Here is a 25,362-nt window from a genome sequence, read left to right on the forward strand (position 1 = left end):
ATCCGAGGCGCAGCTCAGGGGGTTTCCGGCGTCCACCCGAGCACGTGCGCGAGGATGGGAGCCATGGACGCCGAGCTGTTTCCCCGGGCCCGTACGGAGATCGCGCCGGGCGCCGTGCACCTGCCGGACTGGCTTACCGCCGAGCGCCAGAGCGAGCTGCTCGACGCCTGCCGCGCCTGGGCACGCCCGCCCGCGGGGCTGCGCACGGTCCACACCCCGGGCGGCGGCACGATGACGTCCCGGCAGGTCTGCCTCGGCTGGCACTGGTATCCGTACGGGTATGCCCGCACAGTCGTCGACGGGGACGGGGCGCCGGTGAAGGAGTTCCCCGAGTGGCTGGGGGAGCTGGGGCGCCGGGCAGTCACCGACGCGCTCGGACCGGAGGCGGCCACGGCGGCGTACGACATCGCACTGATCAACTTCTACGACGCCGACGCACGCATGGGCATGCACCGCGACAGTGACGAGAAGTCCGACGCTCCGGTGGTGTCGCTGAGCCTCGGCGACACCTGCGTCTTCCGCTTCGGCAACACCGAGTCGCGGACCCGCCCCTACACGGACGTGGAACTGCGCAGCGGCGACCTGTTCGTGTTCGGCGGGGACGCCCGGCTCGCGTACCACGGGGTGCCGCGCGTGCACGCGGGCACGACGCCAACAGAGTTGGGCCTGACCGGCCGCCTGAACGTCACGCTGCGGGTGAGCGGCCTCTAGGCCGGTGGGTTCGTCCGGCCCGTCCGGTTCGTTCGGATCGTTGCCCTGGCCACGGGACGACCGGATCATGGGAGACTCGCCCTCATGAGCGGCAATGCGGCCCCCAGAGCGGCGGGAGAAGGAAGCACCAGGACACGCCTGGACCGGGGGCGGGGTGCGCTCGGACCCGCCCTGGAGCTCGTGCACACCGGACGCGCGCCCACGCGGGCCGTACTCACCGCCGAGCTCGGCGTCACACGTGCGACGGCGGGCGCGGTCGCCGCGGAACTCGAAGCGCTCGGACTGATCCACGTCGACGCGCGCCCCGGCGCGGCCGCCGGCTCGCAGGGCCGCCCCTCGCACCGTCTCGAACTCGCCGAGGACGGCCCCGTGGCGCTCGCCGCCCAGGTGCACGCCGACGGCTTCCGCGCGGCCCTGGTCGGCCTCGGAGGCCGGCTCGTCGCGACCGCACCCGGCTGCGAGACCGTCGACGCCGACCCGGCCAAGGTGCTCGGCTCGGTCGTCGAGGCGGGCGCCGAACTGCTCCGGGAGACGGGACGCCGCTGTGTGGGCGCGGGCCTCGCCGTACCGTCGGCCGTCGCCGAACCCGAGGGCACCGCCCTCAACCCCCTCCACCTGGCCTGGCCGGCGGGCGCACCCGTACGGGAGATCTTCGCGGAGCGCGTCCGCGCGGCCGGGATCACCGGACCGGCGTTCGCGGCCAACGACGTCAACCTCGCCGCACTCGCCGAGCACCGGCACGGCGCGGGCCGCGGCTCCCGCGACCTGCTGTGCGTGGCGACCGGGCACCGCGGAGTCGGCGGCGCGCTCGTCCTCGACGGGCGTCTGCACATGGGCAGTTCGGGGCTCGCGCTGGAAGTCGGACACCTCACCGTCAATCCGGAGGGGCGCCCGTGCCACTGCGGCAGCCGCGGCTGCCTGGACGTCGAGGCGGACCCCCTGGCGTTCCTGACGGCGGCGGGCCGCGACCCCGGCCCCGAAGTGTCACTGCTCCAGCAGTCCAACGACCTGATCCGCACCCAGTACGCCGACCCGACCGTACGCACGGCCGTCGAGGCACTGATCGACCGGCTCGGCCTGGGCCTCGCGGGCCTGGTCAACATCCTCAACCCGGACCGCATCATCCTCGGCGGACTGCACCGCACCCTCCTCGACGCGGACCCCGAGCGGCTGCGCGCCGTGGTGGCCGACCGGAGCCTGTGGGGACAGAGCGGCGGCGTCCCGATCCTCGCCTGCACGCTGGACCACAACAGCCTGGTGGGAGCCGCCGAGTTGGCGTGGCAGCCGGTCCTCGACGACCCGATCGCGGCGCTGGCCCAGGGCTGACCGGGGCCTCCGGCGACCGTACCGGCCGCGTCCGCCATGTCACGGCCGACGCCACTCCGTCGCGAAAGCCCGTCCGGGGTTCTCGGTCAGGACACGCTCCACCAGGTCCTCGCCCAGGGCGAGTTCGAGCCGGGGGCGAACCCGACGCAGCAGATACGGCAAGCCGGGGCCGCCGTCGACCGAGCGGGCCCCGGCCGTCGTCGTGTCCCCGCCGAGCAGCAGCTGATCCCCGAACCCGGCCTCGGCGACGGCCCGTACGGCCTCCGGCATCCGCCAGTCCGTCGCGTGGTTGGCCCGTGACGGCCCGTCAAAAGCCAGATAGGCACCGGCCTCCGCGGCCTGAAGGTGCACCACCGGGTCGGGCGAGCGATTGAGGTGCCCGAGGATCACCCGGTCCGGCGGCACCCCCAACTCCCCGCACAGCAGGTCGAGTACGTCGAGCGCGCCCGTACCGAGTTCCAGGTGCACGGCGATGGGCGCTCCCGTCGCGTGATGCGCCTCGGCCGCCGCGGTCATCGTCCAGCGGGCGTGCGTGTCGAGGGCGTGGAAGCCGCCGGCGACCTTGATGAACCCCGCCCGGACCCCCGAAGTGGCCAGGCCCTCCGTCAGCTCGGCCACGAAGAGACCGGCGAGACCGTCCCGCAGCCGGTCGATCGACTCGGGGGAGTAGTGGGCGGCCTGGTGCAGTCCGGTGGCGGCCACGATGTGGACCCCGGCGGCGCGGGCGAGCAGCGGCAGATCGGCGGCCCGCCGCCCCAGCCCGTACGGCGTCCACTGCACGACGCTCCCGCCGCCCGCCGCACGGAACGCCACCAGCTCGGCCGTCGCCGCGGTTGCGTCACGCAACTCCTCACCGGGGAGTCGCGGACTGCTGAAGAAGAGATGGTCGTGCGCGTCGCACACCCCCAACTCCGTTGGGGAGACGTCCCCGAGGACCGTCCGCACGGTACCGGTCGCACAGACCGGACGCGCCCCGGGCGCCGCGTTCACCACTGCCGCCCCCGCCGGAGCCGGTCACGCTCCGGTGCCGAGAGATGCAGCACCCGGTACACCTCGCCGGCCGCCTTGGGCGAGTCATGGGCCCAGAGCGAGAAGTGCACGACCTCCCAGTGACGCGGATCGACGGCGACAGCGGCACCGACGACCCCGTCCAGTGCGGCCAGCCGCCCGGTCACCCGCATCGCCTCCTCCGTCACCTCGGCGAGCGGTGCTCCCTCCGGAATGCTCACGCGCCGACGCACCGCGACCTCGGGCACGGCACCGGCGGAGCCCCCGTCCTCGTACGCGAGACCCGTCCAGTGCTGCACCTCGGGGCGCCCGAAATCGTTCACGAGGCCCTGGAATCCCGGCCCCCAGAGGAAGGAGTTCATGCCTTCGGGCGTGTGCCACAGATAGAACGGCGCGTATTGGTTGACCTGTGAACCGTGCACTCCGCGTTCGCGCAGCAAGTAGGCCTTGAGGCCGAGTCCGTCCCAGCCATCGAGAAGGTGTCCGACGCGGGCCACCCGGCCGCGGATGATGTCCATGTCGTAGTCGGCGGGCAGAGCTGCAGAGACACTACGGCATGTATGATTTCTGTGCCCAGGGGAGGGGCTGTGACACAAGAGATTGATCTGTACTTGCGGAAGTCCGCCATCACTCGACAGCGGGAGCGGGCGCTGACGTTCCGTGCCCAGGAGGAACGCGGGCGTCGATGGGCTGACGAGAATGGCTACACCGTCCGAAAAGTCTGGGCCGACAATCTGAGTGCCTACACGGACACGGTACGCCCGAAGTTCGACAAGGCCATTGGCGCGCTGCTCGCCGATGAAGTACCAGCACTGTGGTGCTACGCGGCCGACCGCTTCTCTCGTAAGGGGGCTGGATCCGTTATCCCGCTCCTCGACGCGGGGAAGCGGATTGTCTTCGATTATGAACGCCTCGACTCAGCCGACCCGCGCGACCGTCGCGACATCATCAACCGCGTAGAAGAAGCCCGCGAATACTCCGCGCTGCTGTCCCATCGTGTCCGGGATACGAAATCCCAACAACGCGACGAGGGGGCGTGGTTGGGTGCTGCGCCGTATGGCTTCGAAATCGTCGACAAGGAATCGCGCAAGTTGGGACGAGCATCGACGTGGCCGACGCTCGTCCGCATATTCGAAGCGACGGCCGAAGGTAAGTCGGCGCGCACCATCGCGCAGGAACTTAACGCAGAACGGATCCCGTCACCCGATGGAATCTCCTGGGGTGGGTCGACGATTCACCGCATGGTGCAGTCTCCCGTGTACGAGGGATGGCAGGCGGTAGCTCTGACGCGCGGCGGGCGCTCTGTCCCTCACCGGAACGCGAAGGGCGAACGCGTCCATGTCCTCGCGGAGACCGTTGAGCCCGTATCTGCGGACCTAGTCAAGCGCGCACGACTAGCAGTATCGGGACACCTTCCAGTGGCTCCCGAGTATCAACGCGGTAAGGCAAAGCACCTGCTGTCGGGACTCCTCCGCTGTGCAAGCTGCGGAGGAGGAACAGCGATTCACGGGCGCTCGTACCGCTGCTACAACTACACCGTCGGCAAGCCGTGCGCTGAGCCGATGTCAGCCATGCGGTCGCTGATTGAGACGTACATCTTTGAGGAGTGGCTAGGCGCAGTCGTTGGCTCCGACATTAACAACGCTGACCCACTCATGATTGCCGTGGCAGAGCGCTGGGTTGCCCTCACGAAGCCCGAGGAGACCGAAGAGCACCGCCAGGCTCTGGCATCTCTGAAGGCTGCCGAGAAGTCGTTGGAGCGGCTCGCGGAGGACCGAAAGGCCGGTATCTACGACGGCGCTATGGGGCGCTTCTATCCCCGGCTTGTGGCGGAGGCGGAGGCGGATCTCGTCACCGCGGAGAACCGGGCCGCGGAATTTGGAGGGGCCGTCGACCTGACGATCTTCGACGACTCCGACATGTTGCACGCGGCATGGGAGGCGGCAGACGACGCCATGCGACGTGACCTGATCCGTCTGGCCATCGACAAAGTGACCGTGACCCGTGGACTCCGCGGGAAGCCGTTCGTCGGCGATGTCCGGTGCGCGATTGAGTGGGCTACTCCATCGACTGACTAACCACGCCGCAGGTGAAATCAAAGGCGAAGGTGACGAGTCGGTAACGGCCTGACGAGGGTTCGAGGGAGGAGCGCCTGCGCTCAACCGTCGCGGCAGTGCTTAGGTGACGTCGAGCGCCGTCCCCATCGTCCACAGGGTCCTGTGGGTAACTCCAGTGAGTGACGAGAGTTGGCTATGCTGTAGCTCTGTGTAGCCAGTTGAGCCGTTCTCGGGTCCAAAGTGCCAAACTAACCCCCTATTTCTAACCTCGCGCTTTCACGAGGTGGGGTGTCCGAGGCTTGATCAAATAAGCGGAGAGTGCTCCTGACCTGCAACGATGGGACTTGTCTAGGGTCCTGTTGGCTGCACGGAAAGAAGCACTCTCCAGGTGAAGAAGCGTATCGGGTCGTACCCGCGTGTCCGCATCGAGGGCGGCGGCCGGGCGGTGGTCTCGCAGGCCGGGGGCGTGCTGCTGGTCGAGACCGTCCGCAAGGCTGGCTTGGACACCGCGATATCAGCGGCGCTGCCGCCGTGGCGGAAGGCTCGGGCGGTGCACGACCCGGGCAAGATCCTGCTGGACGTGGCCCTGGCGGTCGCGCTGGGCGGGGACTGCCTCGCGGATGTCGCCATGCTGCGGGCCGAGCCGGCCGTGTTCGGGCCGGTGGCCTCCGACCCGACGGTCTCCCGCCTCATCGACGCCCTCGCAGCCTCCGGGGAGAAAGCCCTGCGGGCCATCCGTGCCGCGCGGGCTGAAGCCCGCCGACATGTCTGGCGGTTGGTCGACCGGGAAGCGCCTGATGCGGGCGGGACGGTGACCGTGGACCTCGACGGGGTGCTGGTGATCGCGCACTCGGACAAGGAGGACGCCGCACCCACGTGGAAGCGAACCTACGGCCACCATCCGCTGATGGGGTTCGTCGACCACGGACGGGGCGGCACGGGTGAACCGGTCGCGGCCCTGCTCAGACCGGGCAATGCGGGATCGAACACGACCACCGACCACATCACCGCCGCCCAACTGGCCTTGGCCCAGCTGCCGAAGAAGTACCGGCGCGGGCGCCGGACCCTGATCCGCACCGACTCCGCGGGCGGCACCCACGACTTCGTCGCCTGGCTCGCTCAGCGGGGACGGTGGCTGTCCTACCCGAGGCGATCCACCAGCATGTGCTGAAGGTTCCGGCATCGGCCTGGACTGCGGCCGTCGAGGCGGACGGCGAGATCCGCGACGGCGCCTGGGTCGCTGAACTCACCGGCGACGTTCTGGACGGCTGGCCCAAGGGCATGCGACTGATCGTCAGGAAGGAACGACCTCACCCCGGAGCCCAGTTGCGGCTCACGGATGCGGACGGCATGCGGCTGACCTGTTTCGCCACCAACATCCTGGGCCGGCCGATCGCCGAGCTCGAGCGCCGTCACCGCTTGCGGGCCCGGGCCGAGGACCGCATCCGCGCCGCCCGGGCCACCGGCCTGCGCAACCTGCCCCTGCACCGCACGGCCCAGAACCGGATCTGGCTGGAGATCGTGCAGATCGCTCTCGACCTGCTGGCCTGGATGCCGATGCTCGCTCTGACCGGCAAGGCCAGGCTCCGGGAACCCCGCCGACTACGGCTCCGCCTGTTCACCGCGGCCGGACAGCTCGTGACCACCGGCCGTCGGCGAATCCTCCGCCTGGCTCGGCACTGGCCCTGGATCGGCCACATCACCGCCGCCCTCGACCGGCTCACCCAACTGCCTGACACTGGCTGACCAGCGGATTCCCCGTCCCTTCGACAGCACCTCAACACCCGGAGCAGTGGATTCCGGCGCCACCCCGAGGCGACACCCGGGCCCTCGGCCTGCACAGCCTCAGCCCACGGCACAAAAACGGTCCACCGACTCCGTCGGCGGACCGTCACGAAACTTCGAGGCTAGAACGGGGTTACGCCCGTTTCGATGATGCGACGGCGCATAGGTACGGGGCTGCCTTCGGCAGGAAAACCACCTCCCCGAGAACGTCGATGCCTTGTGCGCCCGGGATACCGGTGAAGGCGAAGGAGCGGCTCGACGTCACGCCGCACTGGCCCAACTGGGTAGAGGCGCCTGATTCAGGATCAGGATGTTGGGGGTTCGAATCCCTCGTGCGGCACCACGCCTCCGTAGTTCAGTTGGCCAGAGCGCCGACCTCGTAAGTCGGAAGTCGCGCGTTCGAGTCGCGCCGGGGGCTCACATGACGGTGCGCGGCTCCCTGAAGAGCCGCGCACACTGACTGGCTAGTGCTTTACGGCAACGATGATTGCCAATACGAGCACTAGGGCGAAGGCCAAAGTCTCCACCTTTCCACCTCCCTCCTCCGGGGTTCAGCCCTGGCCCACAGGGAGTGGGCCAGGGCCGCCCCGCGATCAAGCGGAGGTGGCGTCGATCTGAGTATGCATCAACCGACGTCGCAGTGCACGCCGTTCGGGACGTAGCTCAGCCAGGTCAGAGCGCCCGCTTTGGGAGCGGGAGGCCACAGGTTCGAATCCTGCCGTCCCGACGTATCCGGCGACCGGAAGGCCCGGTCACAAGGCTCCGCCGGAGGCAGAGGCTGCCGGAGACACTCACGGAGGCCACATGCCACGCGCAGCAGTACCCGTAACGTCCGCGAGCCGCTCCGGCGTCGCGCTCACGCCGACGACCGGCGACCCGGTGAACAACCACTACGTCGACAACGACGGGCGGACGGGCATCATCGTGAAGAACGCAGGCAGCACCGTTGCCCGCACGGTGACGTTCCGTCTGGCGCGCACTGTCGACGGCTTCAGCGTCAGTCCGCGGACTGAGTCACTCGCCGTGGGCGAGGAGCAGCTCTTCGGCCCGTTCGCCATCAGCGAGTACGGCGGTCGACTCCTCGTCGACGTCGACAATGCGGAGCTGAAGCTCACGCCGATCAGGATCTGAGCCACACGACACAGCCCCGCCCCGGAGGATGATTCCCGGGAGCGGGGCTGACGACGTTCAGGACTTGGGCAACTCGATCGTGAAGACAGGCTCTTCGGCCTCCGAATCCTCGCTACCGACGTAGCTGACGATCCCGCTCTTCCGGGCGACGTCGAGGATGACGCTGCCTGTCACGGACTGCCCCGGCTTGTAGGTGGCGTCCAAGTCCGGCCCTTCGCCGACGCTTTCGAGCGTCGTAGCGTCCTGCGCGGCCGTCTGCTCGTCCTCCCACGTCATGAGGCCGTACGCGGAGAACTCCGCTGGAGCCTTGCCGACGTTCTTCAGCGTTAGAGCTCGTAACACGATCTTGGTGAAGTGCCCTGGCCGGGCGTGACCGACGTGACGATTCGGCCGTTCGGGTGGGTGTGAGTACTCGGCCGTGGATCGTGGATGACGACTTGTGGGTGTTGATCGAGCCACTGCTGCCGCCCTGGCCGGAGCGGGCGCCGGGGCCGCTGCCGGTGGCGGACCGGCTGTGTCTGCAGGGCATCCTGTACGTCCTCTGCAACGACATAGCCTGGCAACTGCTGCCGCTGGAGCTGGGGTTCGGCTCTGGGCAGACCTGCTGGCGGCGCCTGGAACGGTGGCAGCAGGCCGGTGTCTTCGACCAGCTGCACCGCATCCTGCTCGCCGAGTTGAACGCGGCCGGCGAACTCGACTGGTCGCGCGCGTGTGTGGACGGCTCCCACATCCGCGCGAAAAAGTGCCTCTATGGCTTTCGTCAAGCCGTAGCTGGTGTGGGTGGTTGGTAGAAGGTGCCGTCGCGGAGCATGGCGAAGAGGACGTCGATGCGACGTCGGGCCAGGGCTATGAGAGCGGCGATGTGGTGTTTCCCCTCGCGTCGTTTGCGGTCGTAGTAGGCACGTGACTCCGGCTGGGAGAGCGAGGCGAACGCGGCGAGGTAGAAGGCCCGTTTGAGTTGTTTGTTGCCACGCTTGGAGGGGTGCTCGCCGCGGATGGACGATCCGGAGTTCCGGGTCACGGGTGCCAGGCCGGCGTAGGCGGCGAGATGTCCGGCGCTGGCGAAGCCGCTGCCGTCGCCAACGTCGATGAGGATGCGGGCCGCGGTCCTGACCCCGATGCCGGGCATGGAGATCAGGACTTGGGAAAGAGGGTGGGCCTCCAGGAGTTCCTCGATCCGGGCGGCGAGGAGTTTGCGCTGGTCAAGGACGGACTGGAGAGAGCTGGCGAGGCTGGGGACGATCAGCGCGGCAGCGTCGGTGCCCGGAACGACGACAGTCTGTTCGTCGAGTGCGGTGAAGATGTCTTCGACCAGCCGCTCGGCCATCCGCGGCGCCTTCGGCCGAATCAGGGTGATCAACCGTCGCCTTCCGGCTTTGCGGATCTGGGCCGGTGAGCCGAACTGGTCCAGCAGCCTGAGCACAGCCGGGTGCTGGATCCGTGGGCCCAGGACACGCTCGAGCGACGGGTGGATCTGGGTGAGCAGGCCGCGGAGTCGGTTTGCGGTCCGGGTGGACTCGCCCGCCAGGTCGTCGTCGAACCCGGCGATCATGGCGAGCTCGGCGACGGTCTCGTCGTCGGGATTGATCGTCCGCAGGGTGTGAGGCATCGTTCTGGCGGCGTCCGCGATGACGAAAGCGTCACGGGCGTCGGTCTTGGCCTCACCAGGGTAAAGATCGGCGATCCGCCGCATCGTCAGGCCGGGCAGATAGGCGACCTGGCAGCCTGCATCCCGGGCGACTGCCAGGGGCAGAGCCCCGATGGAAGCCGGCTGGTCAACGACAACCAGCACCGTTCCGTGCTTGGCCCGGAGTTTGTCGAAGAGCTCCCGCAGCTTCAGCTCGTTGTTGGGCAGCGGCTTGTCGAACACCTTCTTCCCCGCGAGGTTGACGGCGGTGGCGTGGTGTTCGCCCTTGCCGACATCCAGCCCCAGATAGACACCGACGCCAGTTTCGTCCGCCATACCCTTCGCTCCCGTGCTCGTGCTCTCCCCGGCCCTCACCTGCGGCATCAGCGTGCCGGCATCCACGTTACGAAGAGACTGCCTTCCCCGGGTCCCGGTTCGGCGCTCGAGCCTCTAATCAGCGGTCTGCCAATGCCTTCGATCCCGGTGACACCACTTTTTCGATCATCGTCGACGAGGGGGCGAAGTCATGCCGGGGCCGAAGGCCGGGAGCCTCATCGCGAGGCCACGAAGAAGGTAACGGGGGAGCCGATACCGGTCCGTCGCCGGTCGACCGGCGGAAGACGGGCAGCAAGCACCACTTGATCTGCGATGGACGCGGCACCCCGCTCAAGGTCATCACTACCGCTGCCAACGTCAACGACGTCACCCAGACCCTCGCCCTGGTTGACGGCATCCCGCCTGTTGCGGGCCGCCCCGGCCGCCCGCGCCGCCGCCCCGACTCGCTGCTCGGCGACAAGGGCTACGACTCCAACTCCCACCGCGAAGAGCTGCGCAAGCGGCGGATCCTGCCGGTCATCTCCCGCAAGGGCTCCCCGAACATCAAGGGTCTGGGCAAACTCCGCTATGTCGTCGAGCAGACCTTCGCGCTCCTCCACCAGTTCAAGCGCCTCACCGTCCGTTGGGAACGCCGCACCGAACTCCACGACGCCTTCGTTTCATTGGCCTGCGCCCTCATATGCTGGAGGCGGCTGAAGAAGCACCGATCATGATCGTGTTGCGAGCTCTACGCCCAGTCCACGCCGAGCTTGGCGAGGGCGACGAGTTTGTCGGCGGTGAGCTTGGCCCGTCTGTTCTTGCGCGGTTCAGCCTTTCAGCCGGGGGAAGAGGTCGTCGAGCAGTCCGTGGACCGCGTCGAGGGCCTGGGCTCCGGTGGCCGTGCTCAGATCGACGGGCGGCGCCGGCACCTCGAGTTCGGTGCCGAGGGCGAGAGCGCCGGCGAACACCGCCCTGGCGTGGCTTCCGAGCGGTGCGTCCAGTGGCACGAGGGATTCGTGCAGGGGCGGAACGGGCCGGGCGACCGGCTCGGGCCAGTCCTCCGGGGTTCGTGGTGAATCGAGTGTGAACACGTCGGTGAACGTCCGGGCGGCGGCGTCGCGCGCCGTGAGCGGGGGACCGAGGCGCCACTTCTCGCGCAAGGTGGCGATGACGGAGGTGGCCCAGTGCTCCTCGTTGACGACGGTCCGGGGCGGGACCCAGGCCGAGACGGCGATCGTGGGGATGCGTACGCCGAGCCGGTCGAAGCGGAAGCCGAACTGGCCCGCGGGGGCGCCGGCGGTGGGTGCGGGTGCGGTGCCGGGCGGTACGTGGTCGTAGGTGCCGCCGTGCTCGTCGAAGGTGACGAGGAGGGTCGTGTTCAGGTGGTTCGAGCCGTGCAGGGAGGACGCGGAGCGTACGGCGTCGTAGATCCGGGCGAGTAGCTCCTCGCCGCCGAGGACGCTGGAGGGGGGATCCCACACCAGGCCCGGGGCTGCGGACCAGAATGGCGGGTGCATGTCGTTGTGGTCCCAGCCGATGATCTGCGGTTCGATGAAGGAGTAGCGGGGCAGCTCGCCGTGTTCGGCGTCTTCGAAGAACTGGTCGGTGGAGAAGAAGTTCGTCGCGAAACGGGGCCGTAGCCGGGGGGCGTGGATGAGTCCGGTGAGGGAGTAGCGCGAGGGTGGGTCGCAGTACACCCGCCAGTCCAGGCCTGCCGCGTCGAGGCGGTCGAAGAGGGTCTCGGCCGTGTTGTCGCCTACGAAGTCCGAGCCGTCCCCCATGTTCACGACCTGCCCCGACGCGCTGGCGGCGTGGAAGAAGGACCGGTTGGTGAAGGTCTGCGAGGGCACGTCGCAAAACCAGTGGTCGAAGGTCGCGAAACCCTTGGCCAACGATGAGATCACCGGCATCTGCTCGGGCGTGTAGCCCGCCATGATCTGCCGGTACTCCTGGAAGAACGGCTGGCGGCCCGTGCTGGCCCACCACGTGCTGATGTAGTCGGCGACGAACCCGTCCATCGTGGGCCGCGTGCCGGCCGGTGGCGCGTTGTAGGGCGGGCCGAACGCGGATTGTCCAGGCTTGTCGAGCACGTTGAACAGCTGCGTGTTCACGTGCGGGTACTCCTCACCCGGATCGAGGCTCGGGGTGTTCATCGAGGTGGCGACATCGTAGTGGACGCTGCCGCGCTCCGGTCCGTCGTCGGCCCAGTCCGGTATCGGGTTCGCCAGGTCCTTCCCCGCGACACCGTCGAAGGCATCGACCTCACCGGGTTCGTAGAGGCGGCCGAGCAGGTTGTCGAAGGACCGGTTTTCGAACATCATCACGACGACGTGGTCAAGGGCGTTCTCGCGGGTGGGAGCCACTGCCATCACCTCGCCACTCGGAAAGCCCCCACCCACAAGTGTCCGCCGTCCGACAGCGGCCCGCATCTGGCCATCCACAGATGATTGCTGTCTCACGAGGCCCGAGCCCTGCATCAAGCGCCCAGGCGCCCACCGCGCTGTCGAGCGTAGCCTCGTCCGCCACCAGCACCCTCAAACAGATTCCGCTCATGATCGTGTTACGTGCTCTTAGGACGAGCTTTACGAACTGACCTTGCTCCGGCTCATTCGTCGTGCCGATTTCGTCGGGTGTGACGTACTCCGCGCCGGCGACGTTGACTTGCATCTTCGACGTGACCTTGAAGTTCTCGCCGATGGTGTCCGTCAAAGCGGAACAAGCTCAGTACAACGAGGCCGAAGCGTATGCACCCAGCCCTGGAGGACTGAGACTCAAGCGGTGCCTATGTGGCGTTGAAGGTGGGCACGGTCTACATGTCCTCCGTCAGCCGCTTCCTCGAAGGCTGCTGCCTACCGCCTCCGCCAGAAATGCATCAGTTCTGCAAGTGCCCTGATGATTTCCGGGCGCTCTTGAGTCTCTGCGTTGCGGAGCGAAATCAGGAGAGACAGAAGGATCGCGAGCGCGATCATGCCGATGACGCAGAGCAGCAACCAAGGCGTACCGACGGCGATTTGTTCTAGAACGGCCCACACGGGTGGAACCCTTTCGAGACGGTGGATGCCGCTTGCGAAAGGGTTCGAAGCCACGAAATCGGCATCCCCAACGACGCAGGCGGCTGCCTGCAATCCCCAGCGGTGTCCGCGCACACCGGGTCCGTCTCCCGAGACGGGTCGTCGAGGCCGTAATGGGCCGCTTACTACTGCTCGTTGCTCCACAGAGCGCGGTTCGGTTAGGCGCACTGTGTACGCCTCAACTCAGGCACCTTGGACTCAACGGCCAGCCTTCCGACTGGCGGTGCCGTGGGCAGCAAACGAAACTCTACAGCGACAAACGGGTCACTGTCCGCGCCATGCGCGGATGATGGCGGCCCGCTGTGAGGGGGGCAGTGCTGCGTGTGAGCAGCACGAGCGTTGCGCAGTGGAGGAAGTCGCGCACGACGACCACGATGGCAAGGGCGCTCGTGGACGTTGTCGCCACGTCGGAAAGAGTGAGAGGCACAGGACGGCCCTTTCAGGGCTCGTGTCGTCCATCTGTGAAGCACGCGATCGGACCCTACCGACAGACGACAACGGTCTGAGGCTGCGGCTCTCTGTGGTGAGAGCGTCCATGTGGGTCCACGCATGGTCGCGGCTGATATGCATCCCAGCAGTCAACAACGGTAGCAGGAGCGCCAGGTGCTCGCCCGAGCGCACAACGCCCGCAGTGGAGGACTAGCCCATGAGTGGCGCACACGTGGTGATGGAGGAGGCAGACGACACGGGCGAGGATGGAGTGATCGTCACGCGTGTGATCATCAAAGGCGTTGACGTTGGTCGACTCGCAGAAGCACCGAAGATCGTCGTCGGTATGAAGGACGAGGTCACGAAGGTCACCCTGACACTCGTGCCGAGCCGCCTGGAGATCCGCGGCGAACTGTCCGACGGCGAGCGTCGCGAGCCTCGCGCCGGCTTCGCTGCGAAGATCAACTGACCATGATAGCCAGGGGGGTGACCCCCGATCGGGATCTTTGCCGACCGTAAAGGTGCTGGGCCTCGCGCCCTGTACGGGTCTGGGGATCCCAGATGTAACGGCTAAGCCTGCGGCGCTGGTCGGCCGCGAGCGGGTCGCACACGGTCTCCTGGGGGTGTCTGAGCGCCGCGCGAGCGGCTAAGCGTTTTTTTACTCGCCGGCTGTACCTGACGGATATGAAACTCCCTGGTCAAAAGCCTGTAGCCGTTACACGCCGCTTGCTAGGCTGGAGTCATGATGAAGACGGAGCGACTGTGCGCGCACTGCGGAGGCGACATGCCTCTAGCCGCGCGAGCCGACGCCCGCACGTGCTCCACACGGTGCCGGGTCGCCGCGCACCGCGCGGAGAAGAAGCGAGTGTTCCCCGTCGAGCTGACGACCCGCGACAGGTGGGTGCGTCGAGCTTCCGACAAGCGTCCGCTGACGACGACCGGCAGGGCCGCGTCAAGCACTGACGCCGGCACGTGGAGTACGCACAAAAACGCCGCGGAGTCCGTGGCGGGCGTCGGTCTGGGCTTCGTCCTCTCCGACGTCGATGACGTGGTCTGCATCGACCTGGACCACTGCCTGAATCCGATCACCGGGCGACTCGCCCCGTGGGCCGCAGCCATCGTTCGCGACGCGGGCGCCACCTACGTAGAGGTGTCCCCGTCCGGCGACGGCTTGCACATCTGGGGCCGCGCGGACGTCCGACAGGGACGCCGCATCCGACGCCCCGACGGTACGGCCGTAGAGATCTACGGGACCGGTCGGTACATTGCAATGACGGGGCGCCGACATGGTCACTCGCCGTCAATCCTTGGGGATGTTTCTGCCCTGCTTCGTGTGATTGCTCGCGGCCTACGCTGAACCAGTTCTGACCAGAGCCCTACCGTGTGCTAGTGGGTCCAGGATGCGTGTCAGCAATTCTCGACAGAAGAGGGTACGGAAGCGGAGATGGATGCGACTCTGGGGATTCAGGCTCGCATCGGGGGATGGCCATGACGTATTCCGACCCAACTACCAACGGTGCATCACGGGCGAAGAAGCCTCCGGAGCACTGGGTTGCCGTTGCTGCTCTGATCACTGCCGCAACTGGGGTCTTGACGTTCTTGGCCGGGTACATCGGCTTACCGGCGGCAGGGTTTGACTCGCCTGCCGGGAGCGCTGCCACCGTGACGGCAACTACGACGGTGACCACTACCGCTACGCCCAAGACTCCTGATTCGTCTGAAACTTCCGATGGAAAGACGCCCTCCGCTGGTTCTGTCACTGAGCGCTGGTCGGGGCCACTGCTTATTACCTCTGTGCGGGACTACGATCTGGATCTGACACCTCCGGAGACAACGGTTAGCACTACGACCGATATCGGCCTCGTGGAGACTAGTGATGGGCAGGAAGCAGTTTTTGACGACTACAACCCTCTGGCTCTAGTCCCTGAGGGGGAGGAGCCGGATGCTGCTGGATGTGCGCTCCTATCCAAAACGCAGTCAAAATCTGGCCTGTCTGTCAAAGTTGGGCGCAGTTTTTGTCTGCGCACAGATAAGGGACGCAGTGTGCTTGTCACGGTGAAGGCCCTGAACGTGGATGCCGTGACGATCGATGTGACCATCCGTGTCTGGGAGAAGGGGCAGTAGTCGAAAGGTCAGGCGTTGCCCCATCGCAATGACGGGGCGCCGGCATGGCGACACCCCGTCAATCCTTGCGGACGTCAGCCTCGTTGTTCGTCGACTGACGGCGACTCCGTGACCTGTTGGCGCTGCGGACCGCGGATCTCGTCTTGCAGTTCGCGGACAGCTCGTACCGCCTTGCTGGCTTCCTTGCACACGGCGGGAACCTTCTTCAGCGCCGTCACGAGGACCCAGGACAGGGCACCGATGAACGCCACGATCACGGCTGCCCAACCATAGATTTCCATCAGGTCCGTAGACCCTTCCCTTACGGGTGGTCGGGAACCGAGCAAAAAGGGCGCGCTCGGCCCGACCACATGACAGTGGTCGAAACCGAGATGCGCCCTCGACGGCCGCGTCCTAGGGGCCTGGGGGCCCGTTGGCGCGAAGTACGAATCTCGAAGATCGTGCAAGTAACCAGACTCTGAACTCCGCTGTGAGGCCCGTCGCGCCCGTAGCGGAGGATTGGTCTCCAGCATCGAACCCTAACAACTTCCCCACGCGCGTTCAACTGCTCTCCGTGTGGGCTTCGTTACAGAACGGGAGGTGCCATGGCTGGTCGCGGACCCGCCCCGAAGGACCCAATCAAGCGTCGTCGGCGCAACGCCGCTGAGCCGGAGACGGTCATCGTCAACGACGGTGAACTTCGCGGCCCTGACCTCCCTGAGGGCGTCCTCCCCGGTGACGAGGAGTGGCACCCTGTGACGGTCAAGTGGTGGCGCACCTGGCGCGTCTCACCGATGGCCGTGAACTTCCTTGAAACCGATTGGGCGTTCCTCCTCGACGCTGCACTGATGCACCACACGGCGTGGACGAAGGGGAAGTGGGAGTACCTGAGCGAAGTCCGCATGCGCTCCTCGAAGTTCGGCGCCACGCCGGAGGATCGCGCCCGCTGAAGCTGAAGGTCGACGACCCGACGAGCAAGCCGGCGACAACCGCGAGGCACTCGGGGAATGTCTCTGACATCAACTCGCGGCGAGCCCGCCTCACTGGTTAGGACACCGGATGCCGCACGTCACTGTGCGCGCCCCCGGTCACGACCGCTCCCGCTCGCTCGGGTGGATGGCGGTCGCGTGGATGGAGTACTTCGTCGTACACGGCCCTGGCGACGTCCAGGGCGAGCCCGTACGGCACCGAGACGAGTACACAGGCTTCGTCGTGGACTGCTACGCGGTCGACGACAACGCCGGCAAGCTCCTCCACCCGCGCGGCGGACAAGGCGACCGTCCAAGCCGTTCAAGCTGGAACGCGTGCGCACCCCTGACGGCCCGGTGCCCTCGTCGGTGCACACGGCCGACTGCTACATGGCCGGCCAGTTCGCGCACGCCGTCAACGCGATGGAGGCGCGCATAGCAATCACTGACGGGAACCTGGAGGTGTGCCAGTTCTGTAGGCCGGAAACGGAGCTTGGGTTCGACGACGAGTGACCTGCCGTGCGAGTGCTGAAGCGGCGAGGTTGGACCCCTGCTGTTCATGAAGGATGCGGCCTATCGTCGCTGCATGGGGGACGACAGCGGGAAGGCGCAGGACCGCGTTCGGCTCGGCCGGCGGCTGCGGTGGATCGGCCTCAGCCTTTTCTTTGCCGTGGTCGTCGTCGCTGTCTTTTCCCCGCTACCCGGCGACGGCAGCGATCCGCATATTGGCTTGCCGACGAGGCCGCAGACCGTCATCAGCGAACCGTCTTACCAACTACCGCCAGCGAGTACGCCGGAGTCCACAACAGCCACGTCGGACGCCCCAGTGCCGAGTGAGTCGGCTGTGGACCCTCCTGGGCCGTACGAGCCCGCGGAGCCCATCGCGAGCCCCAACAGCGCGGCCGAGATCATCAAGGCCATTGCCTATCTCGTGGGAGCGATAGGCGGTGCGGCTGCCGCCGTTGTCGGGCAGGTGGTGTCTGTGCGTGCAACGCGGCAGGTGGCAGCGAGGGATGCACAGCCGTGACGCTGGGCGGCAGTTGCCCATGCGACAGGCGCTCTTGACGGTGGATACCCGTTGGCGTGATGTTCGTAGAACATTGCGCAATCTGCGTGACAAGGAGACTGGTCATGACGCTACGGTTCATCGCTAAGGACCCTGAGACCAACGGCGACCACTGCCCGACGGCGTGGGTCCGGCACGAGGAGAAGGAGATTGTGTTCCAAGGCTGGTTGGCAGACGCCGCACTAGAGGCGGAATGCCTGGCAACGGGACCGATCCCCGACAATGAGGGGGTCATCCGGCTACCCTTCCGCATGATTCAGGCGATCAGGGAGGCGTGCGATGTTGCCGAAGGTGCCACCGTTCGCTGAGCTTATGGAGTCCTGCCGTCGCTCAGCCGTTCACCTGGAGACGCGCGACGTCTACGGCGTGGCCGACGAGGACGAGGACTTCGCAGCGTGGAAGGCGGGGCGCCGATACGACCTGGCGGACCGCTCCTCCTGGTGGAACAGCTTTCACGACACCGTGGCCGATGCTGTGGGCCGTGGGGTCGTCATGCGGCGGGCGCGCGTCGTGTCGGAGCCTGTCGCCGACTACATCCGGTTCGAGCACTCGTGCACGCCGCAGAACATCGCGGCCGGCGAAGAGGTCCGGTGGCTGCCTCGTCGGCTCGCGTCGGACCTCCTGATCCCGGGGAACGATCTGTGGATCTTCGACGACCAACTGATCCGGTTCAGCCTGTTCTCCGGTGACGGCGCCTTCGTCGAGGACGTCATGGAGGACGCTGCGGACGTTGTGAAGCGCCACGTCGAAGCGTTCGAAGCCGTCTGGACGCGAGCCATCCCGCACGAGGACTACCGGATCTGACGGCCCCGACCCATGCAATCTCCCTACCCGTCGTCCAGCCTGGACAACGCACGCCGCTCCATTGCTGAGCGGCTGCGTGAGATCCGCCGTGACGCTGGTCTGTCGGGTAGGGAGGTTGCGGCGCTCACAGGGTGGCAACCGTCGAAGGTCTCGCGCTTGCAGAACGCGACGACTCCACCGTCCGACGATGACATTCGGACGTGGTGCCGTGCCTGCGGAGCCGAAGACAAGGCGCCTGACCTCGTCGCACAGAACCGGACCGCTGACTCCATGTACCTGGAGTGGAAGCGCGTCCAGCGCACTGGTATGCGACGGCTTCAGGAGTCCAGGGTCCCGCTGTACGAGCGTACGGAGACGTTCCGCGTCTACAGCTCCAGCGTGGTCCCGGGGTTCCTCCAGACGCACGAGTACGCCGCCGCACTCCTGAAGTCGATCTCTGACTTCCACGGGACGCCGGACGACGTCGAGGACGCGGCGGATGCCCGCGTGGCGCGGAACCACATCGTCAGGGAGCGCGGCCGTCGCTTCGTGTTCCTCCTCGAAGAGTCCGTGTTGACCCACGTCATCGGAAGCGCCGAAACGACGGCCGGCCAACTCGGGCATCTGCTGACTGCGATGGCGTTCCCGTCGGTGTCGGTCGGCATCGTGCCCGCGGGAGCCACGCGCAACATGTGGACTCTGGAGACGTTCACTCTCTTCGACGAGGGACGCGTTCACGTCGAGCTGCTGACGGCTGCAATCACTGTCACGGCGCCCGGAGAAGTGGCGCAGTACGCGAACGCCTTCGCGAGGATGTCGGCTCATGCTGTCGTCGGAGCGGAAGCACGCGCACGCATCACGGAAGCTCTCAGCTCCCTCTCGGATGAACCCGCATAGAATTCCGTAGAATCTCGTGGAATTCCCTTCCCCTCTGCTCGTACGGTCGGTGCATCAAGGCACGCGGCGGAGGTGTAGGGATGGCACTGGAGAGGACGCTCAGAGCGCCTGTTGAACTGCCGGATCCGGTGATTGAAAAACCGAAGCCGGTTCCGGGCTGCGACGTCTGCGGAGCATGCGGCCGACAGTGGGTGGAAGCCACGGACCCGAAGAGTCCGGCTTACGACTTGTCGCACGCGGTGGATCTCGCGATTGAAATCAGGCGTCACCCGCACGACTGGAAGAAGAAGGCGGCTGAGCGTCGTCGGAAGGCGGCGGAGAAATGATCCCCACGGACTACACCTCGTTACCCCTGGAGATAGCCGACCTGCCGATGCGCCTGGAGGTCGGCGACTTCCCCGAGCGCCGATGGGTCGAATGCGCCTCGTGCATCGAGGCAGACCCCGTAGGGCAGGGCACCGACGAAGCGCAGGACTGGGCTCGGGAGCACCTGCGTCGTCACCCCGACCATGACCGCTTCCGGATCGTCAGCATGACCGCATGGCGTCTCGCGCCCGGAAGCTCCGAGCGGAAGGCGGACGAGGAATGACCCTCACTGAACTCGACAACGGCCTGACGGAGCTGGCACTCACGGCGGAGGGGCTGAAGAAGTGGGAAACCCACCCGTGGGGCGAGGTGCAACGGATGGCGAAGTCCGTTGGACCGGCCATCTTGGAGCAGCTCACCGAGCGAGGCTTGTGGGACGGTCTGACGCCTCATGATCAGGCAGCCGTCCACTGGGCCATGGCCGAAGGGCACTCCGTCAGTCGCGTGGGTAAGCCGTGGCTCCGCCCGGACCGCGAGGCGCCCCGAATCCAGCAGCTTCACGAGGCCGCGGACCACTACGGCGCGGTGTGTGGCGCACGCTGGCACCCCCGAAGCTACGGCTGGGATCGGCAGGCTCGTTCCGGCGTCGAGTTCGCCGCACGCTTCACGACCCTGCCTGACGGGTGGCGCGAGGAGGCCATGCGGCGGGCACTGGCCGGCCAGGGCATCGCCTCGGCAGTCGCTGATGCCGCCCGGCTCCGCAACATCCTCCGCAGCGTCTACGGCATTGAGTCGACGGATGAGTAGGCAACCCACGTGCTGTGGAAGGCCCATGGTTCTGTCGCAGGACAAGAAGACGTACACGTGCCTGGAGTGCTGGGCCGAAGTAGAAGCCTGACGGCCCCACAGACCCGCGCCCCCGCTGCTTGTTCAGTCGGCGCGCGGTGGGGCGGCAGGGTTCTGGAGTCGTTGAGGTCGGCCACCGGGACCCTGCTCGCTCCGCCCCTCTGTCCGATCCGCCTCCCCATCCCCCGTGTCTAGGGGAGCGGGCGGAGGGACGAAGCCCCGTTCACCTCACTGTGTTGAGGTGGGCGGGGCTTTGGCGTTTTCGCAGGTCATGGAGTCCGCCAAACTCTATAGCGTAGTGCCCATTCAGCTAGGGTTATCTCGTACTGCATGGCGTACACAGATGCCTCCAACGCTCAACGGCCCAGAGCTCAACGGCCCAGAGCTCAACGGCTGTAACGGGCCCTAATCGCTTGTACGGGCAGGGGAGTTGAGGGCGAGCAGCGACAGCAGTCCGCGAACTCCCGTGTCGAAGGCGGCGGTCGAGCCGGACGCGCGCGCCAGCACATAGCCGCCCTGGACCGTGGCGACGACCGTCGCGGCGATCTCCTCGCCGTCCAGCGAGGGCGCGAACTCGCCCCGCTCCTGCCCTTCCTCGACGATCCCCGCGAGGCGCTCCCGCAGCCAGTCCAGCGTCTCGTCGACGGGCGCGCGCAGCTCCTCGCTCGCCATGACGTCCGGGTCCATGGTCAGCCGCCCGACCGGGCAACCGCGCAGCACATCGCGCTCGCGTCGCAGATACGCCTCGACACGCTCGTACGGAGAACCAGGACCGCCGAGTACTCCCTCGGCGGTAGCGCGCAGCTCCTCCGCCGTGCGCCGGATCGCGGCGAGCGCCAGGTCGGGCTTGCCCGCGAAGTGGTGGTACATGCTGCCCTGACCTGCCCCGGCCTGCTGCTGGATCGCCTTCGGGCTCGTACCCACGTACCCCCGCTCCCACAACAGCTCGCGGGTGGCCTCGATCAATCGCTCCGGGGTGCTCATGAAATCACTGTACATACTAGTAGGTACAGAGTCGAGGGAGCAGCCCACAGCCCCTTTCGTACTCCCGGGGAGGTACGCGTACTGCCGCTGGCCGTACGACGACCCGGACCCCCTCCCGGCGCGAGTCTCGAAGCATCACCGGAACACCCACCGAGGAGATGACTTCAGATGCAGACCCTGGCGCACTGGGACGGCGGGCCCGGCCCGTGGATCCTTCTCTTCCCGCTGATCTGGGCGGCCGTCGTGATCGGTGTCGTGACCGTCCTGCGCCGTACCGTGTGGCGTGGCCGTCGCGGCCCGTGGCGCGGCATGGACCGCACCGCGACGGACGTCCGCCCGACCGGCGACTCGCCGATCGCGATGCTCGGCAGGCGCTTCGCCTCCGGCGAGATCGACGAGGACGAGTACTGGCGTCGGCTCTCCGTCCTGGATGAGCAGTTCGGACGCACCGATTTCGGTCGCACCGACTTCGGCCGTACGGGCAAGGGCGGTGCGGCATGAGCACCGCGACCGCCACCAGGGCCACGCGGACCGCGGCACGTGTCGCCGACGCCGTGAAGGTGTACGGCAACGGCGACACCGCCGTCCGGGCCCTGGACGGAGTGAGCGTCACCTTTCCGGCCGGACGCTTCACCGCGATCATGGGGCCCTCGGGCTCCGGCAAGTCCACCCTGATGCACTGCGCGGCCGGCCTGGACACCCTCACCTCGGGCGCCGCGTTCATCGGCGACACCGAGCTGGGCAGCATGGACGACCGCCGCCTCACACTGCTGCGGCGCGACCGCATCGGCTTCGTCTTCCAGGCGTTCAACCTGGTGCCGACGCTGACCGTCGCGGAGAACATCACGCTGCCCAGGGACCTCGCGGGCGGCCGGGGCGACGGTGCGTCGCAGGAGTGGATCGACGCGCTCGTCGACGTGGTCGGCCTGCGCGACCGGCTGCACCACCGGCCCTCCGAACTCTCCGGCGGTCAGCAGCAACGCGTCGCCGTGGCAAGGGCGTTCGCCGGACAACCCGACGTCGTCTTCGCCGACGAGCCCACCGGGAACCTCGACTCACGCTCCGGCGAGGAGGTCCTGAACCTCCTCGGCCGGGCCGTACGCCAGATGGACCGCACGGTCGTCATGGTCACCCACGACCCGGTCGCCGCCGCACACGCCGACGAGGTGGTCTTCCTCGCAGACGGCCGGCTCGTCGACCGGATGGAAGCCCCGACGGCCGACAAGGTCCTGGACCGTATGAAGGCCTTCGACAGCAAGGGAGCGCCGCCGGCATGAACGCCTCCGTGCGCATCAGCGTCTCGTCCCTGCGCGCCCACAAACGCCGCTTCGCCGGTACGTTCCTGGCGGTGCTCCTCGGCGTCGCCTTCCTGGCCGGCACCCTGGTCATGGGCGACACCCTGCGCGCCAGCTTCGACACGATGTTCGGCAACGCGACGAGCGGCACCGACGCCGTCGTCCGCAGCGCCGGCACCATCACCACGCCGGGCGAGAGCCAGGGCGTACGGCAGCCCGTCGACACCGGCCTGGTGACGGCCGTCGAGAAGGCACCCGGTGTCGCGGCCGCCGAGCCCGACATCCAGGGCGCCGGCCAGCTCGTCGGCGCGAATGGCAAGCCCATCGGCGGCCAGGGCCCGCCCACCCTCGCGGGCAACTGGATCGACGACCCGAAGCTCAACTCGTACCAACTGGCCGAAGGCCGCGTCCCGTCGAGGTCCGGCGAGGTCGTCGTCAACCGGGGCGCCGCCGAGAAGGGCGATCTGAAGATCGGTGACACGACGACCCTGCGGACCCCCGACCCCGTCAAGGTGACGATCGTCGGCCTCGCGACCTTCGGCGGCGAGGACGGCATGGCCCAGGTGACCTACACCGGCATGACGCGGTCCGACGCCGAGAAGTACCTGACCGCGAAGCCCGGCGAGGCCGCCAGCATCCTGGTGCGGGCCGGGCCCGGCACCGGTCAGCAGGAGCTCGTCGACGCCCTGACTCCCGTACTGCCCAAGGGAGTTGAGGCGATCACCGGCCAGGAGCTGGCCACGGAGAACACCGACATGATCTCGGGTCAGTTCCTGTCGCTCTTCACCACGTTCCTGCTGGTGTTCTCCGGTGTGGCGCTGCTGGTCGCGACCTTCTCCATCCACAACACCTTCGCGATCGTCGTCGCCCAACGCACCCGCGAGAACGCCCTGTTGCGCGCTCTGGGTGCTTCACGACGGCAGGTCACCGCGTCGACCCTGGTCGAGGCGAGCGTCGTCGCCGTGGTCGCGTCCGCCGCCGGTCTCGCGGGCGGCATCGGAATCGCGGCCGGACTCCAGGCACTGTTCCCGGCCATCGGATTCCCGTTCCCCGAGGGCGACTTGGTGGTCAGCGGGCTGTCCATGAGCCTTCCGCTCGCGGTCGGCATCGTGGTCTGCCTCGGCTCCGCGCTGCTGCCCGCCGTACGCGCCGGGCGCACCGCACCACTGGCAGCCCTGCGGGAGACGGCCGTCGACCAGTCAGGTGCGTCCCGCACCCGTGCCGTCGTGGGCTCCGCTCTCGCGGCACTGGCGGTCGCCGTCACACTGGTCGGCGTCTTCGCCAGCCCCTCCCTGTGGCTCGCCGGAACTGGTGCGATCCTTGCGCTCGCCGCCTTCGTGGTCCTCGGCCCGGTCGCCTCGACCACCGCCGTACGCGTCCTCGGCGGCCCGCTCGACAAGCTGCGGGGAGTCACCGGCGGCCTGGCCAGGCGCAACGCCCTGCGCAGCCCCAAGCGGACCGCCGCCACCGCGAGCGCGCTGATGATCGGTGTCGCCGTCGTCTCACTGTTCACCGTCTTCGGAGCCTCGCTGAAGGCGACCATGGACCAGACGGTGTCCCGGTCCTTCGCGGGCGACGTCGCGGTGAGCACCCCGTCGTTCGGTGCGGGCGGCAGCGGACTGAGCCCGCGGCTCGCCCCCGCGATCGCCGAGCGGCCCGAGGTCGACACGGCCGTCGGACTCGGCCGCGGTGTCGCCGAAGTCGACGGCAAGGGACGGGCGTTGACCGTCACCGACCCGGTCGCGCTGGAGCGCACCTTCGACCTCGGCGACGTTCAGGGCTCGATGCGCGACCTCGGCGACGACGGCATCGCCATCACCGAGAACGAGGCGGACAAGCAGGGTCTCAAGACCGGTGGCACCGCCCAACTGGCCTTCACCGACGGCAAGAAGCAGACCTTCACGGTCCGCGCGGTCTACGGCCGGTCCGAGCTGGCCGGCGACTACGTCATCACCCGCGACGCCTGGGCCCCGCACCGTACCCAGGACTCCGACACGCTCGTGGCCGTCACCTTCGAGGACGGTGTGAGCGCGGCCGACGGCAAGGCGGCGGTCGAGAAGGCCGCGGCGGCGTACGGCAATCCGGAGGTGCAGACCCGCGACGAGTACGCGCAGTCCTCGGCCGGCGGCATCGACATGATGCTCACCCTGGTCTACGCGCTCCTCGCGCTCGCGGTGCTCATCGCACTGCTCGGCATCGCCAACACACTGACCCTCGCGGTCCACGAACGCACCCGCGAACTCGGTCTGTTGAGGGCCGTCGGGCAGACCAGGGCGCAGCTGCGCGCCATGGTCCGCTGGGAGTCGGTGCTGGTCGCCGCGTTCGGCACGGTGGGCGGACTCGCACTCGGCGGGTTCCTCGGCTGGGTGCTCGTCAAGGCATCCGACGGAGCGTCCGACAGCGCCTTCGCCTTCGCGATGCCGCCGTTCCAGCTCACCGTGGTGGCCCTCGTGGGGGTCGCGGCCGGAGCTCTCGCGGGACTGCGCCCGGCCCGGCGGGCGGCACGCCTCGACGTACTGCGTGCCATCGCCACCGAGTAGACGGGTGGGCGTGCTGGCTCCGTCGAGTGGACGGACTGGTACGCCCTCGCCACCGAGCGGACCGGACAGCGGGCCTTCGCCACCGAGCGGAGGCAGAAGCCCCGGTCACCGCCC

29 protein-coding genes, 3 tRNA genes and 3 pseudogenes are annotated in these 25,362 nt (G+C 67.7%); 26 read left to right on the forward strand and 9 right to left on the reverse strand.

From position 1 onward, the window contains the following. Window positions 1–63: 63 nt before the first annotated feature. Both OG718_RS46065 and OG718_RS46070 read left to right on the forward strand, forming a co-directional pair. Window positions 64–711, forward strand: a complete 648-nt coding sequence (locus tag OG718_RS46065; RefSeq protein ID WP_143633393.1) for an alpha-ketoglutarate-dependent dioxygenase AlkB family protein — start codon at window positions 64–66, stop codon at window positions 709–711. An 84-nt stretch (window positions 712–795) separates the two neighbouring features. Then, entirely contained in the window at window positions 796–2,037 is a 1,242-nt protein-coding gene (locus OG718_RS46070) for an ROK family protein (protein WP_306941384.1), read from the forward strand. Between the two features lie 39 nt (window positions 2,038–2,076). Here the strand turns inward: OG718_RS46070 and OG718_RS46075 are convergent, their stop codons facing one another. Together OG718_RS46075 and OG718_RS46080 are read right to left on the reverse strand one after the other, a co-directional pair. Continuing rightward, a complete protein-coding gene (locus tag OG718_RS46075; RefSeq protein ID WP_328846960.1) occupies window positions 2,077–2,982 on the reverse strand; it encodes a phosphotriesterase family protein in 906 nt (301 codons plus the stop codon). 41 nt (window positions 2,983–3,023) lie between these two features. Beyond that, window positions 3,024–3,563, reverse strand: a complete 540-nt coding sequence (locus OG718_RS46080) for a DUF4865 family protein (protein ID WP_443055273.1) — start codon at window positions 3,561–3,563, stop codon at window positions 3,024–3,026. A 69-nt stretch (window positions 3,564–3,632) separates the two neighbouring features. Between OG718_RS46080 and OG718_RS46085 the strand changes: the two genes are divergently transcribed. The 6 genes and pseudogenes from OG718_RS46085 to OG718_RS46110 all read left to right on the forward strand — a co-directional run bounded on the left by OG718_RS46085 (window position 3,633) and on the right by OG718_RS46110 (window position 8,018). Beyond that, on the forward strand, window positions 3,633–5,123 hold the full coding sequence (locus OG718_RS46085; RefSeq protein ID WP_328846961.1) for a recombinase family protein: 1,491 nt from the start codon (window positions 3,633–3,635) through the stop codon (window positions 5,121–5,123). A gap of 367 nt (window positions 5,124–5,490) precedes the next feature. Further along, a pseudogene (locus OG718_RS46090) lies at window positions 5,491–6,848 on the forward strand (IS1380 family transposase). Window positions 6,849–7,152: 304 nt separating this feature from the next. Further along, window positions 7,153–7,230: transfer RNA gene (locus OG718_RS46095), tRNA-Leu, on the forward strand. Between the two features lies 1 nt (window position 7,231). Further along, window positions 7,232–7,305 (forward strand) — tRNA-Thr (locus OG718_RS46100). Window positions 7,306–7,539: 234 nt separating this feature from the next. After that, a tRNA-Pro gene (locus OG718_RS46105) sits at window positions 7,540–7,614 on the forward strand. A 77-nt stretch (window positions 7,615–7,691) separates the two neighbouring features. Continuing rightward, on the forward strand, window positions 7,692–8,018 hold the full coding sequence (locus tag OG718_RS46110; RefSeq protein WP_328846962.1) for a hypothetical protein: 327 nt from the start codon (window positions 7,692–7,694) through the stop codon (window positions 8,016–8,018). A 57-nt stretch (window positions 8,019–8,075) separates the two neighbouring features. On the opposite strand, the gene OG718_RS46115 is transcribed toward OG718_RS46110, so the two are convergent. Then, a complete protein-coding gene (locus OG718_RS46115; protein ID WP_328846963.1) occupies window positions 8,076–8,360 on the reverse strand; it encodes a hypothetical protein in 285 nt (94 codons plus the stop codon). A gap of 80 nt (window positions 8,361–8,440) precedes the next feature. Here OG718_RS46115 and OG718_RS46120 point away from each other — a divergent pair. After that, window positions 8,441–8,755: pseudogene (locus OG718_RS46120) on the forward strand (transposase); the annotation flags it as partial. 23 nt (window positions 8,756–8,778) lie between these two features. On the opposite strand, the gene OG718_RS46125 reads toward OG718_RS46120, so the two are convergent. Next, window positions 8,779–9,981, reverse strand: a complete 1,203-nt coding sequence (locus tag OG718_RS46125; RefSeq protein WP_328843381.1) for an IS110 family transposase — start codon at window positions 9,979–9,981, stop codon at window positions 8,779–8,781. Between the two features lie 167 nt (window positions 9,982–10,148). Between OG718_RS46125 and OG718_RS46130 the strand changes: the two genes are divergently transcribed. Next, complete coding sequence (locus OG718_RS46130; protein ID WP_328847950.1) at window positions 10,149–10,694, forward strand: IS5 family transposase; 546 nt, start codon at window positions 10,149–10,151, stop codon at window positions 10,692–10,694. Window positions 10,695–10,787: 93 nt separating this feature from the next. Here the strand turns inward: OG718_RS46130 and OG718_RS46135 are convergent, their stop codons facing one another. Together OG718_RS46135 and OG718_RS46140 are read right to left on the reverse strand one after the other, a co-directional pair. Then, window positions 10,788–12,323, reverse strand: a complete 1,536-nt coding sequence (locus OG718_RS46135) for an alkaline phosphatase family protein (protein ID WP_328846964.1) — start codon at window positions 12,321–12,323, stop codon at window positions 10,788–10,790. A 486-nt stretch (window positions 12,324–12,809) separates the two neighbouring features. Next, a complete protein-coding gene (locus OG718_RS46140; protein ID WP_328846965.1) occupies window positions 12,810–13,106 on the reverse strand; it encodes a hypothetical protein in 297 nt (98 codons plus the stop codon). A 571-nt stretch (window positions 13,107–13,677) separates the two neighbouring features. On the opposite strand from OG718_RS46140, the gene OG718_RS46145 reads away from it, so the two are divergent. The 3 genes from OG718_RS46145 (at window position 13,678) to OG718_RS46155 (ending at window position 15,584) form a co-directional block, all read left to right on the forward strand. Continuing rightward, window positions 13,678–13,929, forward strand: a complete 252-nt coding sequence (locus OG718_RS46145; RefSeq protein ID WP_328846966.1) for a hypothetical protein — start codon at window positions 13,678–13,680, stop codon at window positions 13,927–13,929. Window positions 13,930–14,202: 273 nt separating this feature from the next. Then, window positions 14,203–14,817 carry a DNA primase gene (locus OG718_RS46150; protein WP_328846967.1) on the forward strand — a complete coding sequence of 205 codons (615 nt, stop codon included), beginning with the start codon at window positions 14,203–14,205 and terminating at the stop codon, window positions 14,815–14,817. A gap of 131 nt (window positions 14,818–14,948) precedes the next feature. Continuing rightward, entirely contained in the window at window positions 14,949–15,584 is a 636-nt protein-coding gene (locus OG718_RS46155) for a hypothetical protein (RefSeq protein ID WP_328846968.1), read from the forward strand. A gap of 74 nt (window positions 15,585–15,658) precedes the next feature. Here the strand turns inward: OG718_RS46155 and OG718_RS46160 are convergent, their stop codons facing one another. After that, window positions 15,659–15,865, reverse strand: a complete 207-nt coding sequence (locus OG718_RS46160) for a hypothetical protein (RefSeq protein ID WP_328846969.1) — start codon at window positions 15,863–15,865, stop codon at window positions 15,659–15,661. Between the two features lie 303 nt (window positions 15,866–16,168). Here OG718_RS46160 and OG718_RS46165 point away from each other — a divergent pair, with 303 nt between their 5' ends. Further along, on the forward strand, window positions 16,169–16,513 hold the full coding sequence (locus OG718_RS46165; protein WP_328846970.1) for a phage terminase small subunit: 345 nt from the start codon (window positions 16,169–16,171) through the stop codon (window positions 16,511–16,513). 97 nt (window positions 16,514–16,610) lie between these two features. Here the strand turns inward: OG718_RS46165 and OG718_RS46170 are convergent, their stop codons facing one another. Beyond that, window positions 16,611–16,835 carry a hypothetical protein gene (locus tag OG718_RS46170; protein WP_328848015.1) on the reverse strand — a complete coding sequence of 75 codons (225 nt, stop codon included), beginning with the start codon at window positions 16,833–16,835 and terminating at the stop codon, window positions 16,611–16,613. A 23-nt stretch (window positions 16,836–16,858) separates the two neighbouring features. Here OG718_RS46170 and OG718_RS46175 point away from each other — a divergent pair, with 23 nt between their 5' ends. The 9 genes and pseudogenes from OG718_RS46175 to OG718_RS46215 all read left to right on the forward strand — a co-directional run bounded on the left by OG718_RS46175 (window position 16,859) and on the right by OG718_RS46215 (window position 20,390). Further along, window positions 16,859–17,044, forward strand: a complete 186-nt coding sequence (locus OG718_RS46175) for a DUF6233 domain-containing protein (protein WP_328847951.1) — start codon at window positions 16,859–16,861, stop codon at window positions 17,042–17,044. Window positions 17,045–17,117: 73 nt separating this feature from the next. Then, on the forward strand, window positions 17,118–17,558 hold the full coding sequence (locus OG718_RS46180; RefSeq protein WP_328846971.1) for a hypothetical protein: 441 nt from the start codon (window positions 17,118–17,120) through the stop codon (window positions 17,556–17,558). Window positions 17,559–17,662: 104 nt separating this feature from the next. Then, window positions 17,663–17,905 carry a hypothetical protein gene (locus OG718_RS46185; RefSeq protein WP_328846972.1) on the forward strand — a complete coding sequence of 81 codons (243 nt, stop codon included), beginning with the start codon at window positions 17,663–17,665 and terminating at the stop codon, window positions 17,903–17,905. 4 nt (window positions 17,906–17,909) lie between these two features. Continuing rightward, entirely contained in the window at window positions 17,910–18,401 is a 492-nt protein-coding gene (locus OG718_RS46190; protein ID WP_328846973.1) for a DUF6879 family protein, read from the forward strand. Window positions 18,402–18,413: 12 nt separating this feature from the next. Next, a pseudogene (locus tag OG718_RS46195) lies at window positions 18,414–18,617 on the forward strand (helix-turn-helix domain-containing protein); the annotation flags it as partial. Between the two features lie 90 nt (window positions 18,618–18,707). Beyond that, window positions 18,708–19,277 (forward strand): DUF5753 domain-containing protein, encoded by a 570-nt coding sequence (locus OG718_RS46200; protein ID WP_328847952.1) that lies wholly within the window; start codon window positions 18,708–18,710, stop codon window positions 19,275–19,277. A gap of 80 nt (window positions 19,278–19,357) precedes the next feature. Then, complete coding sequence (locus OG718_RS46205; protein WP_328846974.1) at window positions 19,358–19,603, forward strand: hypothetical protein; 246 nt, start codon at window positions 19,358–19,360, stop codon at window positions 19,601–19,603. Continuing rightward, a complete protein-coding gene (locus OG718_RS46210; RefSeq protein WP_328846975.1) occupies window positions 19,600–19,866 on the forward strand; it encodes a DUF7848 domain-containing protein in 267 nt (88 codons plus the stop codon). The genes OG718_RS46205 and OG718_RS46210 overlap by 4 nt, the downstream gene beginning before the upstream one ends. Next, window positions 19,863–20,390, forward strand: a complete 528-nt coding sequence (locus tag OG718_RS46215) for a hypothetical protein (protein WP_328846976.1) — start codon at window positions 19,863–19,865, stop codon at window positions 20,388–20,390. The genes OG718_RS46210 and OG718_RS46215 overlap by 4 nt, the downstream gene beginning before the upstream one ends. Window positions 20,391–20,834: 444 nt before the next feature. Here OG718_RS46215 and OG718_RS46220 read toward each other — a convergent pair whose 3' ends face one another. Further along, the gene (locus tag OG718_RS46220) at window positions 20,835–21,428 is read right to left on the reverse strand and encodes a TetR/AcrR family transcriptional regulator (RefSeq protein ID WP_328846977.1); all 594 of its coding nucleotides are present in this window, start codon (window positions 21,426–21,428) and stop codon (window positions 20,835–20,837) included. Window positions 21,429–21,581: 153 nt separating this feature from the next. On the opposite strand from OG718_RS46220, the gene OG718_RS46225 reads away from it, so the two are divergent. From OG718_RS46225 to OG718_RS46235, 3 genes are read left to right on the forward strand one after another with little or no spacing between them, the layout of a single operon-like run. Further along, window positions 21,582–21,914 (forward strand): SHOCT domain-containing protein, encoded by a 333-nt coding sequence (locus OG718_RS46225; RefSeq protein WP_143633403.1) that lies wholly within the window; start codon window positions 21,582–21,584, stop codon window positions 21,912–21,914. Next, window positions 21,911–22,690, forward strand: coding sequence for an ABC transporter ATP-binding protein (locus OG718_RS46230; protein WP_328846978.1), 780 nt, complete (start codon window positions 21,911–21,913; stop codon window positions 22,688–22,690). The genes OG718_RS46225 and OG718_RS46230 overlap by 4 nt, the downstream gene beginning before the upstream one ends. Continuing rightward, complete coding sequence (locus OG718_RS46235; protein WP_328846979.1) at window positions 22,687–25,248, forward strand: ABC transporter permease; 2,562 nt, start codon at window positions 22,687–22,689, stop codon at window positions 25,246–25,248. The genes OG718_RS46230 and OG718_RS46235 overlap by 4 nt, the downstream gene beginning before the upstream one ends. The last annotated feature ends 114 nt before the right edge of the window (window positions 25,249–25,362 follow it).

Origin of the sequence: Streptomyces sp. NBC_00258, from assembly GCF_036182465.1 — a bacterium.
GTDB lineage: Bacteria > Actinomycetota > Actinomycetes > Streptomycetales > Streptomycetaceae > Streptomyces.